The following is a 14674-nucleotide window of genomic DNA, read 5'->3' as shown; positions in this document are numbered from 1 at the left end:
CGATGGTTGCGGCAGGAGGGTCAGCACCCTCCCGCGGGGCGGATCAGCTGAAGCCCGTCGGCAGGTACTGGTCGATGTTCTCCTTGGTGACCACGGCCGAGTAGAGAGTGAGATTGGTCGGGATCTCCATTTCGGCCAGGCCGCCGACACCCTTGCCCTGGGCCAGGGCGCGCGCCAGGTCGATGGCGGACGCGGCCATCGTCGGCGGGTAGAGAACGGTGGCCTTCAGCACGCTGTCGTCGGCCTTGATGGCGTCCATCGCGGACTTGGCCCCGGCACCGCCGACCATCAGGAACTCGTCGCGGCCCGCCTGCTGGATGGCGCGAAGCGCTCCCACACCCTGGTCGTCGTCGTGATTCCACAGAGCGTCGAACTTCTTCTGCGCCTGGAGGAGTTGGGCCATCTTCGCCTGACCCGACTCGACAGTGAAGTCGGCGGCCTGACGGGCCACCAGTTTGATGTTGGGGTAGTTCTTCAACGCGTCCGCGAAGCCCTGACTGCGCTGCTTGGTGAGCTCCAGATTGTCGATGCCGGCCAGCTCGACGACCTTGGCTCCCGCCTTGTCCTTGAGCTGCTCACCGATGTACGTACCGGCGTTGAGACCCATGCCGTAGTTGTCGCCGCCGACCCAGCAGCGGTAGGCCTGCGGAGAGGCGAAGATCCGGTCCAGGTTGATGACGGGGATGCCCGCCCGCATGGCCTCCAGGCCGACCTGGGTGAGCGCCTTGCCGTCGGCGGGGAGGATGACGAGGACGTCGACCTTCTTGTTGATGAGGGTCTTGACCTGACCGATCTGGGCGGCGGTGTCATTGGAGCCCTCGGTGCTCTCCAGCGTCACCTCGGAGTACTTCGCCGCCCGCGACTTGGCGTTCTCGTTGATGGCGTTGAGCCAGCCGTGGTCGGCCTGCGGACCCGCGAAGCCGATGGTGACGGGCTTGCCGGGCTTGTCGTCGGCGGCGGGCTGATTGTTCTGCGCGGTCTCCGACTTCTTGGGCTCATTGCTGGTACAGGCGGTGAGGACCGCGCCTGCGGAGACGGCTGCGGTGCCGAAGAGCAGTCGTCTGCGGCTGGTTTCTGGCATGGCTGTCAAACCCTTCATCCGGTGCGTGTCACGTCACACCGGTGCGTGACATGTCACATGTGGTGAACGGAGCGGTGGGCGGTGCGGAGAAGCAGGGCGGTGGGCTCAAGTCTCCCCGTGCGCCGATGTGCGGCGCTGGACCAGGACGGCAGCGACGATGATCGCGCCCTTGGCGATCTGCTGGACATCGCTCTGCAGATTGTTGAGCGCGAAGATATTCTGGATGGTGGTGAAGACGAGGACACCGAGGACGGAGCCGACGATCGTGCCGCGTCCGCCGCTGAGCAGGGTGCCGCCGATGATCGCGGCGGCGATGGCGTCGAGCTCGTACAGATTGCCGTTGGTGTTCTGTCCCGAACCGGCCAGGACGATCAGCATGAAGGCCGCGATGCCGCAGCACAGCCCGGAGAGCAGATAGAGGTAGAGCCGTTGCCGTCGCACGTCGATGCCGGCCAGCCTGGCCGCTTCCGCGTTGCCGCCGACCGCGACCGTACGCCGCCCGAAGGTCGTGCGGTTCAGCACCAGCCAGCCGATGACGGTCACCGCGGCGAACATCATGACCAGGGGCGGGATGCCGAGGACGTACGAGTCGGGCAGGCCCAGGTCGAGAACCGACTTGACGGTGACGATCTGGGTCTTGCCGTCGGTGATCTGGAGGGCGAGCCCGCGGGCGGAGGCGAGCATGGCCAGCGTCGCGATGAACGGCACCATCCGGCCGTACGCGATGAGCACCCCGTTCACCAGCCCGGCACCGAGTCCGACGATCACGGCGGTGAACAGAATCCCTGCGAAGCCGTACTCCTGGGTGGCGAGGGTGGTCGCCCATACGGAGGCCAGCGCGACCATCGCGCCGACCGACAGATCGATCCCTCCGCTGGTGATGACGAAGGTCATCCCGACGGTGACGACTCCGATGACGGACGACTGGGTCAGGATCAGCTGAAGGTTCCCGGTGTCCAGAAAGGCGTCGGGCTCGGTGAATCCGCCGACGGCGACAAGTACGGCGAGAACGCCGAGGAGCGAGAGGTTACGCACGTCCAGGCGCAGGCCGAAGGCGCGCGAAGGTCCGTCCTGCTCCCTGGGTCCGGCGGCCGGGGCGGGGACGGCCCTCTTGTCCGGCCCGCCCTGCTGCGCCGAAGAGACAGGCTGCGTCATGACGTCGGGCTCCCTTCCATCACTAGGTCGAGTACGCGGTGCTCGTCCAGCTCCCGGGCGTCCGCCGCGTGCACGACGCGGCCCTCGCGGAGCACCAGAACCCGGTCGGCGAGGCCCAGCACTTCGGGCACCTCGCTGGAGACGAGCAGGACGGCGAGGCCTTCGTCGGCCAGCCGGCGGATCACGGTGTAGAGCTCGGCGCGGGCGCCGACGTCGACACCGCGGGTCGGTTCGTCGAGCAGCAGCACCCGGCAGCCGCGCAGCAGCCAGCGGGCCAGGACGGCCTTCTGCTGATTGCCGCCGGACAGTGTGCGGACGGGGGTGTCCGGGTTGTCGGGGCGCAGGGAGAGCTCACGGGTGGCGGTGCGGGCGGCCCGGCGTTCGGCCCCGCGGTCGAGCCAGCCGGCCCGGGAGAAGCGGGACATCGAGGAGACGGAGACGTTACGGGTGACGGTTTCGAGCATCAGCAGGGCCTGCGCCTTGCGTTCCTCGGGGGCGAGCCCGATCCCGGCGGCGACGGCCGCGCGGACGCTGCCGGGCCGGAGCTGCTTCCCTGCCACGGTGACGCGTCCGGCGCTCGGCCTGCGGGCGCCGTAGACGGTCTCCAGGATCTCGGAGCGCCCCGACCCGACGAGTCCGGCCAGGCCGACGATCTCGCCGGGCCGGAGCTCCAGGTCCACCGGGGCGAATTCGCCCCTCCTGGTCAGCCCTTCGACCTTCAGTACCGGTTCCGCGACGGCCGCTCCCGCACTGTCCGTGGTGCGCGGCGGGAAGACGTGTTCGACGTTGCGGCCGGTCATCATGGCCACGATGTCGCGCGTCGGCGTGGACTTGGCGGGCAGCCCCACGGCGACGGCGCGGCCGTCCTTGAGTACGGTCACCCGGTCGCCGATGCGGCGGATCTCCTCCAGGCGGTGCGAGATGTAGACGACGGCGACCCCGTCGGCGGTGAGCGCGGCGACGATACGGAAGAGGTTGTCGACCTCGTCGGGGTCAAGCGCGGCGGAGGGCTCGTCCATCACGATGAGCCGTACGTCGTGGGAGAGTGCCCGCGCCATGGAGACGATCTGCTGCTGTGCGGCGGACAGTTCACCGACCGCCCGGGCCGGGTCGATCTCCGGGTGGCCGAGACGCTTCAGCAGCGCGGCGGCCGCCGTACGGCCCTCGCGGGTGCGGACGATGAAGCGGGCGGTGGTGGGTTCATGGCCGAGGAAGACGTTCTCGGCGACCGACAGGCCCTCGACCAGGTCGAGTTCCTGGTAGATGGTGGCGATGCCGAGCCGCATCGCGGCGATGGGCGACTTGAGCGTGACCGGTTCGCCGCGCCAGGTGATCTCGCCACCGTCGGGCTGGTGGGCCCCGGCGAGCACCTTGATGAGAGTGGACTTGCCGGCGCCGTTCTGCCCGAGGAGACAGTGGACTTCGCCGGCCTGTACCTCCAGGTCCACGCCGTCGAGGGCGCGTACTCCGGGGAACGACTTGGTGATGCCGGACATGGTGAGCAGGGGTGGTTCTGGTGCCATGACAAATCCCCTCGGCGAATGGGGTATCCCCTGCTCGAGCGCAGCCGAGAGCTTGGGGAAGGCCGGTGAGTGGACAGGGCGGTACCAGGTGCGGTGGTGCGAGGTGATTCCGGTGTTCCGGTATTTCCTGTGTTCTGGTATTTCCGGTGCTTACAGTGCTTCCGGCCCTGTGTACTGGTGCGGGCCCAGGTGCTGCCCGCCCCGGGGTCAGGCCGGTGAGAACAGGTGGTCGCTGATGAGCCGGGCGGCGCCGATCACTCCGGCGGCCGGTCCCAACTCGCCGAGCACGATGGGGAGATTGCCGGTGGCCAGCGGCAGCGACTGCCGATAGACCTGGGTCCGGACGCTGGCGAGGAGCGTGTGCCCGAGGCCGGTCACACCGCCGCCGATCACCACCAGTCCGGGATTGAAGAAGCTGACGAGTCCCGCGATGACCTGGCCCACCCGGTTGCCGCCTTCGCGGATCAGGTCGAGCGAGGTGGCATCACCGGCGGCCGCGGCGGCGGCCACATCGGCGGCGGTGAGCCTGCCGGCCGCCTCCAGTCGGCCCGCGAGCTCCGGCGACTGCCCGGCACGCGCCGCGTCCTCGGCGTCGCGGGCGAGCGCGGCACCGCTGAAGTGGGCTTCCAGACAGCCCCGGTTGCCGCAGGCGCAGGCGCGCCCTTCGGGTTGGACCTGGATGTGGCCGATGTCTCCGGCGCTGCCCGTCGTACCGCGGTGGACCTCGCCGCCGACGACGATGCCGCAGCCGATACCCGTACCGATCTTGACGCAGAGGAAGTCGCCCACGGAGCGCGCGACGCCCGCGTGCTGCTCCCCCATCGCCATCAGGTTCACATCGTTGTCGACCATGACGGGGCAGCCCAGTTCCTGGCTGAGCGCCTCACGGACCGGGAAGCCGTCCCAGCCGGGCATGATCGGCGGTGCGACCGGCACGCCTTCGGGGAAGCGGACCGGTCCGGGTACGCCGATACCCGCGCCGTCGAAGCCTTCGGCGAGCCCGGAGGCCCGGAGCTTGGCCGCCATGGCCAGCACCTGCTCGAAGATGGCGACCGGCCCTTCGCGTACGTCCATGGGGTGGTTGAGGTGGCCCAGGACCTCCAACTCTGCGTTGGTGACGGCCACATCGACGGATGTGGCACCGATGTCGACGCCGAGGAATCGCAGCTGCGGAGCGAGCCGGATGTTGTGCGAGCGACGCCCTCCGCGGGATGCGGCGAGCCCATCGGCCACAACAAGTCCGGTCTCCAGCAGTCTGTCGACCTCGACGGCGAGCTTGGAGCGGGAGAGATCGACCTGATCCCCCAGCTGTGCCCGTGAGTTGGGCCCGCCGTCGCGCAACAGCCGGAGCAGTCGCGCCTGATGCGCATTCGCGGGTCGTGCCGTCATACGTCTCACGCGCCCCTCCCCGCCACATCGGCCTGTCCGTCGGGCTTTCGAGGGGAACGTAGCAGCGGTTGCCGGGAGTGGGAAGAAGTTGCGCAGGAATCCACTACAACTTTCTCCACACCGAGGACAAAGCCGTTCGGCCCGCGGCGCCCACAGACCACGGAAGGGCCGGGGCTCAAGCCCCGGCCCTTCCGTTACGACCCCATTCGACCCGCTCGGCCGCGCGCTACTCCTCGTCGCGCTGGTGATACGTCTTGCGCGTGTGTTCCGTGTGCGCCCGCATGATCTCCGTGGCCCGCTGTTCGTCGCGCGAGGCGATCGCCGCGATGAGCGAGCGGTGCTCGATCCAGGACTGGGTGCCCCGTTGACGGGCCACCGGGGTGTAGTACCAGCGGACCCTGCGGTCCACCTGCCCTGCGAGCTCGGAGAGGACGACATTGCCCGCCAGCTCCATGACTTTGGCGTGGAAGGCCGCGTTGGTGGCGACCGCCAGATCCACGTCGTCGTCCGCGACCGCCTGCTCGCCCTTGGCGCAGAGCTCCTCCAGGGCGGCGATGCCCGCGGTGCCGGAGTTGGCCGCGGCGAGGCGGGCGGCCTCGGCCTCCAGCAGGGTGCGGACCGAGAGCAGCTGGTCCGCCTCGTCCTCCGTGGGCTCATGCACGAACGCGCCCTGGGCGGGCCGGAGATCGACCCAGCCCTCGGTGTTCAGCCGCTGCAAGGCCTCCCGCACCGGCTGCCTGGACACCCCGAGATGGCCGGCCAGTTCGCTCTCGACCAGGTGCTGGCCGGGGCGGAGCGCACGCGTCGTTATGAGTTCGAGCAGCGCCTCGTACACGCGCTCGCGTAGCGGACCGGGCCGTTCCAGCTTCGGTACAGCCCCTTGCGGCAGTCCTGCGGACAACATCGCGGTCCCCCTCCCGGCGACGAGCAATTGCTTATCGTCTACAGTCTACCGAGCACAACGCCCCTCACGGACAGCGGATCACCTGACCCGCGTACGAGAGATTCCCGCCGAAGCCGAAAAGCAGCACCGGCGCGCCGCTGTGGACCTCGCCGCGTTCCACCAGCTTGGACAGGGCCATCGGGATGGAGGCCGCGGACGTATTGCCGGAGTCCACGACATCCCGGGCGATGACCGCGTTGACCGCGCCGATCTTCCTGGCGACGGGTTCGATGATCCGCAGATTGGCCTGATGCAGCACGACCGCGGCCAGATCCTCAGGGGCGACACCGGCCTTTTCGCACACCTTGCGGGCGATGGGCGGCAGCTGCGTGGTTGCCCAGCGGTACACGGACTGCCCTTCCTGCGCGAAACGCGGGGGCGTCCCCTCGATTCGCACCGCGTTGCCCATCTCCGGCACCGAACCCCACAGGACGGGGCCGATCCCGGGCCGGTCCCCGCCGTCCGGGTCCGCGACGACGACCGCCGCACCGGCTCCGTCACCGAGCAGGACGCAGGTGCTTCGGTCCGTCCAGTCCGCGATGTCCGCCATCTTGTCGGCACCGATGACGAGGACGCGCTCGGCCGCGCCCGCCCGGATCGCGTGGTCGGCGGTGGCGAGGGCATGGGTGAATCCGGAGCAGACCACATTGATGTCCATGACCGCGGGCGAGCCCATGCCGAGCCGGGCGGCGACCCGCGCGGACATGCTCGGCGAGCGGTCGATCGCGGTGGAGGTGGCGACCAGCACCAGATCGACCTCGGCGGGCCGCGTCCCCGCCGCGGCGAGCGCCTTGCCCCCTGCGTGCGCGGCCATCTCGTCCACCGGCTCGTCAGGGCCTCCGACGTGGCGGGTCTTGATGCCGACGCGGCTGGTGATCCACTCGTCGCTGGTGTCGACCATGGCCGCCAGATCGTCATTGGTGAGCACCTTGGCGGGCTGATAGTGGCCGAGCGCCACGACACGTGAGCCGGTCATGTACGGGATCCCCTCGCTACGTATGGCAGGAACCATCCAGTCTTGGTCGCTACTGCCCGGTACGGGGGCACGTGTTCCCACAGGAATAGGACCTGGTCATTGGAGGCTTGACGACAGCCTTGACCGCCGGAAGGCATACTGTAGACAATATTCTGTCGACTTGACGTGGCATCGTTTCCTGTTCTCCCGCTCGGCCCGCTCAGCCCACTCCTCGGATCATTCCCCGGGCCGTCACCCGGTCCGTTCCCCGGTTCACGAAGCTGTTCTGCGTATCGGGGCAGGTGGCCCGGCCCGGCGTGTGCGGGCCCCCTCCACCTCGACGACACACACCCGGCAGGCGTTCTTCGGAGTGAGCGTGTCGCCCTGGCACAGGGTCGGGACGTCCTTGCCCGCGGCCCGGCAGGCGTCCAGGATCGTCGAGCCCTCGGGGACCCGGGTCTCCTGCCCGTCCAAGGTGAACTCGATCAGCCTGCGCGGAAGTTGCAGCGGCACAGCGGTCATGATGTGTAGACCCCCAGATGGTCGATGGCGGACCCGCATCTCCACCGAGCAAGGGGCGCCGCTCACCGATTCGGCGTGCGTCCACTGCGGCAACTGCATCGAGGTGTGCCCCACCGGGGCGCTCTCCTTCAAGTCCGAATTCGACATGCGCGCGGCCGGGACCTGGGACGAACAGGCCCAGACGGAGACCACCACCATCTGCGCGTACTGCGGAGTCGGCTGCAATGTCACACTCCACGTGCAGGACAATGAGATCGTCAAGGTCACCTCTCCGCACGACAATCCGGTGACTCACGGCAACCTCTGCATCAAGGGCCGCTTCGGCTTCCAACACGTACAGAATCGGGTTTAACCGCTATGGGACGGGTCACCGAGCGCCGCCGCACCATCCGTATCCGGGACGGGGCGGTCACCACGCGCCCTGACACGCTCGTCGCGGAGGAGCCCCTGGAGATCCGGCTGAACGGCAAGCCGCTCGCCATCACCATGCGCACGCCGGGCGACGACTTCGCGCTGGCGGCGGGCTTTCTGGTGAGCGAGGGCGTGATCGGTGACGGCCCCGAGGTCCAGTCGATCGTCTACTGCGCCGGGGCCACCGCGGACGGCGTGAACACGTACAACGTCGTGGACGTGAAGCTCGCGCCCGGTGTCCCGGTTCCCGACATCACCCTCGAACGCAATGTGTACACCACGTCGTCCTGCGGACTGTGCGGCAAGGCGAGCCTCGACGCGGTACGCACCACGACCCGGCATCCGATCGCCGACACTCCCCCGGTCCGGGTCGAACCCGCGCTGCTCGCCGCGCTCCCCGACCGGCTGCGGGCCGCGCAACAGGTCTTCGACCGGACCGGGGGCCTGCACGCGGCGGCGCTGTTCTCCGAGACGGGCGAGCTGCTCGACATCCGGGAGGACGTCGGCCGGCACAACGCGGTCGACAAGCTGGTCGGCCGGGCCCTGACCGACCACCGGCTGCCGCTGTCCCGGGCGATCCTGCTGGTGTCCGGGCGAGCCTCGTTCGAGCTGGCCCAGAAGGCGGTGATGGCCGGGATCCCGATGCTCGCGGCGGTCTCGGCGCCATCGTCCCTCGCCGTGGATCTGGCTGCCGAGACCGGACTGACCCTGGTCGGTTTCCTGCGGGGTCCTTCCATGAACGTGTACGCGGGTGAGCACCGCATCACCCTGGAGGCGACGATCGGCCAGGGCTGAGTGCCTGTCCCGAAGGCTCCACCCTCAGCTCACGGCGACCGGCTCCCGCGCCACCACGCCGTTCTCCTGGGTTTCCTCCAGCAGGTCGCGCGATCGGCGCTTGGCGATCACCGCGCACACCATCAGCTGCATCTGGTGGAAGAGCATCAACGGCAGCACGGCGAGGGACGCCTGCGCCCCGAAGAGGACGCTCGCCATCGGCAGCCCGGCGGCCAGGCTCTTCTTCGAGCCGGCGAACTGGATGGCGATCCGGTCCCCACGGTCGAAGCCGAGCCGCTTCGCCCCGTACCAGCTCAGCGCGAGCATCAGCGCGAGCAGCACGGCCTCGGCGCCGAGCAGTGCCCCAAGCCTGGCCGGGGTGACCTGGTGCCAGATGCCCGCCACCATGCCTTCGCTGAATGCCGTGTAGACGACGAGCAGGATCGAGCCGCGGTCGACGTAGCCGAGGACCCTCTTGTGGCGGGTGATGAAGCCACCGATCCAGCGACGCAGCAGCTGCCCCGCGACGAACGGCAGCAGCAGCTGGACCCCGATCTTCAGCAGCGCGTCCGCCGAGAATCCGCCGCCGCTGCTGCCGAGCAGCGCCGCGGCGAGCAGCGGGGTGAGGAAGATCCCGGCGATCGAGGAGAAGGAGCCCGCGCAGATCGCCGCGGGCACGTTGCCGCGGGCGATCGAGGTGAAGGCGATCGACGACTGGATCGTCGAGGGGACGAGGCAGAGGAAGAGGAAGCCGCTGTACAGCTGCGGCGTCAGGACGTACGGCACCAGCCCCTTGCCCGCCAGTCCGAGCAGCGGAAAGGCCACGAAGGTACAGACCAGGACGGTGAGGTGGAGCCGCCAGTGCTTGAGTCCCTCGAGCGCCTCGGCGGTGGAGAGGCGGGCGCCGTACAGGAAGAAGAGCAGGGCGACGGCTCCGGTCGATGCGCCGCCCGCCACCTCCGCGGCGGTCCCCGACGCCGGCAGTATCGCCGCGAGTACGACCGTACCGATCAGCGCCATGATGTACGGGTCGATCGGCAGCCAGGACGGAGGTTTCGGGGTGCGGCGGTTCATCTGCTCCACTTGTTCTCTTGGTTCCGGTCGTGCCCTCCCCATCCTGCTCTTGATCAAAGCAATCGGGAATCCCGCATACCGCTCTCACTGTCATCACGATCGGCGATAACCTGGCCTCATGTACGACCCCGCGCAGCTCCGTACCTTTCTCGCTGTCGCCCAGACCCTGAGCTTCACCCGGGCCGCCCGCCGGCTGGGGGTCCGGCAGTCCACGGTGAGCCAGCACGTGCGGCGCCTGGAGGACGCGGCGGGGCGGCAGCTGTTCACCCGGGACACGCACCGGGTCGATCTCACCGTGGACGGTGAGGCGATGCTCGGTTTCGCCCGGACGATTCTTGAGGCCCATGAGCGGGCAGTGGCCTTCTTCACCGGCACGCGACTGCGTGGGCGGCTGCGGTTCGGGGCGTCCGAGGACTTCGTGCTGACCCGGCTGCCGGAAATCCTGGAGTCGTTCCGCCGCGACCACCCGGAGGTCGAGCTGGAGCTGACGGTGGAGCTCTCCGGGACGCTGCACCAGCGACTCGCGGCGGGCCGGCTCGATCTGGTGCTCGCCAAGCGGCGCGTCGGCGACACGCACGGAGAGCTGGTCCGACAGGACGCGCTGACCTGGATCGGCGCTCCGCGGCTGCGGATCGACCCGGACCGTCCGGTTCCGCTGGTCCTCTTCCCGCCGCCGGGCATCACCCGGGCCCGCGCCCTGGAGGTCCTGGAGGAGCACGGCCGGGCCTGGCGGGTCGCCTGTACGAGCACCAGCCTGAGCGGGCTGATCGCAGCGGCCCGTGCGGGGCTGGGCGTGATGGCTCACAGCCGTGGGCTGATCCCGCCGGGTCTGGCACCGGTGCCGGCCAGAGCGGGGCTGCCGGAGCTCGGCGATGTGGACTTCGTCCTGCTGCACGGCCCGCGGCGGGACAGGGCGCAGGAGGCCGCGGACGCCCTGGCGGCGGCGATCCTGGCGGGCGGCGACCGGCTGATCCGCGGACCAATATCCCCGTAACCGCCCAGAACGGGAGTGACTGTGGCGTACAGATTTGGTGGAGATTCCCGCGTCGGCCGCTTACTCCGCGGCCTCAGCCACGCCCGAGCCTTGCCCATCTGGCCGGATTTCGGTGGCTGACCTGTGCATGGGCCACATGGTCCGCCGATACGGGACCCTCCCGCCCCGCCGTCCGTTGGGGTAGCGTCACGGCGCTGTGCGGAGCGCCACAAGGAGCAGGTCATTGCGCGAGTTCACTGTCCCACCGATGGCAGCCGCGCCCCTCGTAGGCGGGCTGGCCGATGTGGTGTTCGAGTACGCCGAGGAGGATCCGGACCGGGTCGCGCTCGGCCGGAAAGACGCGAGCGGACGCTGGCGGGATGTCACCGCGGCGACGTTCCGCGACGAGGTGCTGGCGCTCGCCAAGGGCCTGATCGCGCACGGCGTCAGATTCGGCGACCGGGTGGCCCTGATGTCGCGGACACGCTACGAGTGGACGCTCTTCGACTTCGCGCTGTGGACGGTCGGCGCCCAGTCCGTACCGGTCTATCCGACGTCCTCGGCCGAGCAGGTCCGCTGGATGCTGCACGATGCCGGTGTGTCCGCCGTCATGGTCGAGCACGAGGACCACGCGATGACGATCGCGTCGGTGATCGACCAGCTGCCCGGGCTCAAGCGGCTCTGGCAGTTGGACGCCGACGCGGTGAACGAACTGCTCGACGCGGGCACCCAGGTCGAGGACGAGGTGGTGCACCGCCACCGGCGCGCGGTGACGCCCGAGTCGGTGGCGACGATCATCTACACCTCGGGGACGACGGGACGCTCCAAGGGCTGCGTGATCACGCACGCCAACTTCATGTTCGAGACGGACACCATGGCCTCGCGCTGGGAGTCGGTCTTCCACTCCAAGCCGGGCGACGAGGCGGCCACCCTCCTCTTCCTGCCGCTGGCGCATGTCTTCGGCCGGATGGTGGAGCTCGCGGCGGTTCGCGGCCGGGTGAAGCTGGGCCATCAGCCGGAGCTGTCGGCGAAGGCCCTGATGCCGGATCTGGTGTCGTTCCGGCCGACGTTCATCCTGGCGGTGCCGTACATCTTCGAGAAGGTCTTCAACGCTGCCCGGCGCAAGGCCGAGGCGGAGGGCCGGGCCGGGGCGTTCGACAAGGCCGTGGACATCGCGGTGAAGTACGCCGAGGCAGTGGAGGCACGGGCGTTCGACACCGGTCCCGGGCCGTCCGCCGGGCTGCGGATGCAGCACCAGTTCTTCGACAAGGTCGTGTACAGGAAGGTGCGCGAGGCGATGGGCGGCCGGATCCGGCACGCCATGTCCGGTGGTTCGGGCATGGAGCGGCGGCTCGGGCTGTTCTTCGCGGGCGCGGGCGTCACCGTGTACGAGGGGTACGGGCTGACCGAGTCCACCGCGGCGGCCACCGCCAATCCGCCGGAGCGCACCCGGTACGGCACGGTCGGGCAGCCGATCCCCGGCACGACCGTGCACATCGCGGAGGACGGCGAGGTGTGGGTGCACGGCGACAATGTGTTCGCGGGCTATCTCGGCGCCCCGGAGGCCACGGACGCGGTGCTGCGGGAGGGCTGGCTGGCCACCGGGGATCTGGGAGCGCTCGACGAGGACGGCTATCTGACGATCACGGGGCGGAAGAAGGAGATCCTGGTGACGTCGGGCGGCAAGAGTGTGTCGCCGACCGGTCTGGAGGAGCGGGTGCGGGCGCATCCGCTGGTCGCGCAGTGCATCGTGGTCGGCAATGACCGGCCCTACGTCGCCGCGTTGGTCACGGTCGACCAGGAGTCGGTGGACCACTGGCTCGCCATGCAGGGGCGGGCGCCCCTGCCGTCGGAGGAGCTGGTGCGGGATCCGGACCTGGAGATGGAGGTCCGGCGTGCGGTGGTCGCCGCCAATACGGCGGTGTCGCAGGCCGAGTCGATCCGTACGTTCCGGATCCTGGCGCATCCGTTCAGCGAGGAGCACGGCCTGCTCACGCCGTCGCTGAAGCTGAAGCGCAAGGCGATCGAGACGGCGTACGCGACGGAGGTCGACGCCCTGTACCGCTGAGGCACGGCCGTCCGTGCCTCAGCAGTACGGCGCGTGCTACGTGATCGAGATGCGGAACAGCTTGTCCGCACCGTCCGGCTGGTTCCCCTTGTTGTCGCAGCTAGTGGTGGACGACTGCCGGACCGCCTGCACCAAGGCCCTACAGAGTGCCTGCATCTGAGCCGCCGTCAGGGAACCCAGTGGTTACCGGATGCGGCAATCATCGACTGGAGTTGGACGCTCCCGCCGTAGTAGAGCTGTGGGTCGATCGAGGTGGTGGCGAGCTTCTTCCAGAGGGCGTCGAGCCAGGCCTGGGAGCCGGGGTCGGTCAGCGCGGTCACGGCGAACGGGGCGGTGAACGCCATGTCGTCGCCGCTGTCGAAGGCGGTGCCGCTGAGGTGGTATCCGGTGACGATCTTGTTCGGGTCGCCGCCGGTCTTCGACTTGATCCAGGAGTTGAGCTTGCGCGCCGAGGCGAGCGAGGCGGCGTCCCCGCTGGTGACGGCGTCGGCACCGATACGCCACGGGTCGCGGCAGGCGTTCCAGGAGTAGTCGCCGTCGTTGGGTCCTTCCAGCACCTCGCCCGCGGCCGGCTTGGGGGTGGTGTTGGTGTTGACGACGAAGTCCGCCAACAGGCCTGTGTTGGATGCGTACTTGGACTGCTGAGAGGTGATCAGGGCTTGGTGTGCGGTGCGCACGGTGTCCCAGGTGCCGTCGCCCGTCGCCCTCTTGAAGGCGCGGAAGTGGTCGGTCATCCAGTCCGAGGAGCGGCTCATCCAGTAGTGGGACTCACCGGAGTCCGACCAGTCGCCGAGCAGCATGAGATGGGTGGTCGGGTTGACCTCGCTCTTCTTGATGGCGTTGATGTGCTTGACCGCGAGATCCTTGTAGTTGTAGGTGCCCGTGGACCCCCACTGCTTGTCGGCGAGCAGCAGCCCGTAGGCGACGTCGAGGTCCCCGTCGGTCGCCGAGTCGGAGCCGTCGACGCTCTTGCAGGAGGTGTCCTGCTCGGCGGCGAGGAGATTGGCGTTGTTGACCGAAGGGTGCGCGAGCATGTACTTCACCATGCCGTCGAAGACCGTTCTGGCCTCCGGGTCGGCTCCCGCCATGGTCGCCGTGACGACCATGCCGTAGCCCTGGGCCTCGGCGACGTAGGGGTGGTCGGCGTCCGGCGAGATGACCTCGTACCAGCCGTTGCCGCAGTTCTTCCTGACGAACGCGGACTTCCAGGCGTTGTACGTCCTGATCACTGCCTGGTCGAGCGTGGACTGTGCGCCGGACGGCTTCAGCGTCCCTGTGGCGTACGGGAATTGGTGGCTGCCGAACGGCACCGCCGGACCGCCGGTCGCGGGGACGCCGGTGTCCAGGTAGTCGAGGTTGGGGCCGCCGTTCGCGGTGGTCGCGGTGGCCCGGACGGTGTTGGTTCCGGTGACGAGCTGGGCGGAGACGGTCTTCGTCGCCCAGGTGTCCCAGGACCCGGTCCCGTTGAACGCGACTCCGGAGGCGACGACCTTGCCGTTGACGCTGATGTCCATCGGGCGGGCGGTGGCGGTGCCGTTGGCGTAGCGGATGTCGAGCGAGGTGCTGCCCGCGGTGGCGTTCACCGTGAACTCCACAGAAGATCCGGCGGTGTTGGTGTAGTCGACGAATCCGGTGCCGGAGAAACCCGTGTGGTTCGTCGCCACGGCCGCCTGCGAGAGCGTGGCGACCTCCGCCTGGTAACGGTTCGCCGCCGCGGCCGCGGGCGGCGCGGCGAGCAGGGGCAGCAGCAGTCCGGCGGCGGCGAGTGCCGTGCCGCCGATGGTCGGTTTGCTCGTCATGGTGCGC

11 protein-coding genes and 2 pseudogenes are annotated in these 14674 nt (G+C 69.2%); 4 read left to right on the top strand and 9 right to left on the bottom strand.

The genetic code is table 11. The features are described 5' to 3' along the window. Positions 1 to 43 precede the first annotated feature (43 nt). The 7 genes and pseudogenes from ACZ7L9_RS19285 to ACZ7L9_RS19255 all read right to left on the bottom strand — a co-directional run. Positions 44 to 1081, bottom strand: coding sequence for a substrate-binding domain-containing protein (locus ACZ7L9_RS19285; protein ID WP_471416345.1), 1038 nt, complete (start codon positions 1079 to 1081; stop codon positions 44 to 46). 105 nt (positions 1082 to 1186) lie between these two features. Continuing rightward, positions 1187 to 2236, bottom strand: a complete 1050-nt coding sequence (locus ACZ7L9_RS19280; protein ID WP_471416344.1) for an ABC transporter permease — start codon at positions 2234 to 2236, stop codon at positions 1187 to 1189. Beyond that, positions 2233 to 3759: a sugar ABC transporter ATP-binding protein gene (locus tag ACZ7L9_RS19275; RefSeq protein ID WP_471416343.1), complete on the bottom strand. Its 1527-nt coding sequence runs from the start codon at positions 3757 to 3759 to the stop codon at positions 2233 to 2235. Before ACZ7L9_RS19275 ends, ACZ7L9_RS19280 begins: the two co-directional genes overlap by 4 nt. 207 nt (positions 3760 to 3966) lie before the next feature. Next, on the bottom strand, positions 3967 to 5148 hold the full coding sequence (locus ACZ7L9_RS19270; protein WP_471416540.1) for an ROK family transcriptional regulator: 1182 nt from the start codon (positions 5146 to 5148) through the stop codon (positions 3967 to 3969). Positions 5149 to 5374: 226 nt separating this feature from the next. After that, the gene (locus tag ACZ7L9_RS19265) at positions 5375 to 6052 is read right to left on the bottom strand and encodes a GntR family transcriptional regulator (protein ID WP_471416342.1); all 678 of its coding nucleotides are present in this window, start codon (positions 6050 to 6052) and stop codon (positions 5375 to 5377) included. Between the two features lie 64 nt (positions 6053 to 6116). Further along, positions 6117 to 7067: a beta-ketoacyl-ACP synthase III gene (locus ACZ7L9_RS19260; protein ID WP_471416341.1), complete on the bottom strand. Its 951-nt coding sequence runs from the start codon at positions 7065 to 7067 to the stop codon at positions 6117 to 6119. 267 nt (positions 7068 to 7334) lie between these two features. After that, positions 7335 to 7568: pseudogene (locus ACZ7L9_RS19255) on the bottom strand (2Fe-2S iron-sulfur cluster-binding protein); the annotation flags it as partial. Positions 7569 to 7602: 34 nt separating this feature from the next. Between ACZ7L9_RS19255 and ACZ7L9_RS19250 the strand changes: the two are divergent. After that, positions 7603 to 7920: pseudogene (locus ACZ7L9_RS19250) on the top strand (4Fe-4S binding protein); the annotation flags it as partial. A 5-nt stretch (positions 7921 to 7925) separates the two neighbouring features. Beyond that, positions 7926 to 8774 (top strand): formate dehydrogenase accessory sulfurtransferase FdhD, encoded by an 849-nt coding sequence (fdhD, locus tag ACZ7L9_RS19245; protein WP_471416340.1) that lies wholly within the window; start codon positions 7926 to 7928, stop codon positions 8772 to 8774. A 24-nt stretch (positions 8775 to 8798) separates the two neighbouring features. Here the strand turns inward: fdhD and ACZ7L9_RS19240 are convergent, their stop codons facing one another. Beyond that, the gene (locus ACZ7L9_RS19240) at positions 8799 to 9827 is read right to left on the bottom strand and encodes a bile acid:sodium symporter family protein (protein WP_471416538.1); all 1029 of its coding nucleotides are present in this window, start codon (positions 9825 to 9827) and stop codon (positions 8799 to 8801) included. 118 nt (positions 9828 to 9945) lie between these two features. On the opposite strand from ACZ7L9_RS19240, the gene ACZ7L9_RS19235 reads away from it, so the two are divergent. Both ACZ7L9_RS19235 and ACZ7L9_RS19230 read left to right on the top strand, forming a co-directional pair. After that, entirely contained in the window at positions 9946 to 10821 is an 876-nt protein-coding gene (locus ACZ7L9_RS19235; RefSeq protein WP_471416339.1) for a LysR substrate-binding domain-containing protein, read from the top strand. Positions 10822 to 11068: 247 nt separating this feature from the next. Beyond that, complete coding sequence (locus ACZ7L9_RS19230) at positions 11069 to 12868, top strand: AMP-dependent synthetase/ligase (protein ID WP_471416338.1); 1800 nt, start codon at positions 11069 to 11071, stop codon at positions 12866 to 12868. A gap of 167 nt (positions 12869 to 13035) precedes the next feature. Here ACZ7L9_RS19230 and ACZ7L9_RS19225 read toward each other — a convergent pair whose 3' ends face one another. Beyond that, positions 13036 to 14667 carry a glycosyl hydrolase family 8 gene (locus ACZ7L9_RS19225; RefSeq protein ID WP_471416337.1) on the bottom strand — a complete coding sequence of 544 codons (1632 nt, stop codon included), beginning with the start codon at positions 14665 to 14667 and terminating at the stop codon, positions 13036 to 13038. Between the last annotated feature and the right edge of the window lie 7 nt (positions 14668 to 14674).

Source organism: Streptomyces sp. NPDC111516 (assembly GCF_055635345.1).
Note: the sequence above shows the minus strand (reverse complement) of the source record. Positions and strands in the feature narration are given on the sequence as shown.

Excerpts from the sequence above, each read along its gene's own strand:
- ACZ7L9_RS19285 (WP_471416345.1), bottom strand. The coding sequence starts at position 1,081 with ATGCCAGAAACCAGCCGCAGACGACTGCTCTTCGGCACCGCAGCCGTC.
- ACZ7L9_RS19280 (WP_471416344.1), bottom strand. The coding sequence starts at position 2,236 with ATGACGCAGCCTGTCTCTTCGGCGCAGCAGGGCGGGCCGGACAAGAGG.
- ACZ7L9_RS19275 (WP_471416343.1), bottom strand. The coding sequence starts at position 3,759 with ATGGCACCAGAACCACCCCTGCTCACCATGTCCGGCATCACCAAGTCG.
- ACZ7L9_RS19270 (WP_471416540.1), bottom strand. The coding sequence starts at position 5,148 with ATGACGGCACGACCCGCGAATGCGCATCAGGCGCGACTGCTCCGGCTG.
- ACZ7L9_RS19265 (WP_471416342.1), bottom strand. The coding sequence starts at position 6,052 with ATGTTGTCCGCAGGACTGCCGCAAGGGGCTGTACCGAAGCTGGAACGG.
- ACZ7L9_RS19260 (WP_471416341.1), bottom strand. The coding sequence starts at position 7,067 with ATGACCGGCTCACGTGTCGTGGCGCTCGGCCACTATCAGCCCGCCAAG.
- fdhD (WP_471416340.1), top strand. The coding sequence starts at position 7,926 with ATGGGACGGGTCACCGAGCGCCGCCGCACCATCCGTATCCGGGACGGG.
- ACZ7L9_RS19240 (WP_471416538.1), bottom strand. The coding sequence starts at position 9,827 with ATGAACCGCCGCACCCCGAAACCTCCGTCCTGGCTGCCGATCGACCCG.
- ACZ7L9_RS19235 (WP_471416339.1), top strand. The coding sequence starts at position 9,946 with ATGTACGACCCCGCGCAGCTCCGTACCTTTCTCGCTGTCGCCCAGACC.
- ACZ7L9_RS19230 (WP_471416338.1), top strand. The coding sequence starts at position 11,069 with ATGGCAGCCGCGCCCCTCGTAGGCGGGCTGGCCGATGTGGTGTTCGAG.
- ACZ7L9_RS19225 (WP_471416337.1), bottom strand. The coding sequence starts at position 14,667 with ATGACGAGCAAACCGACCATCGGCGGCACGGCACTCGCCGCCGCCGGA.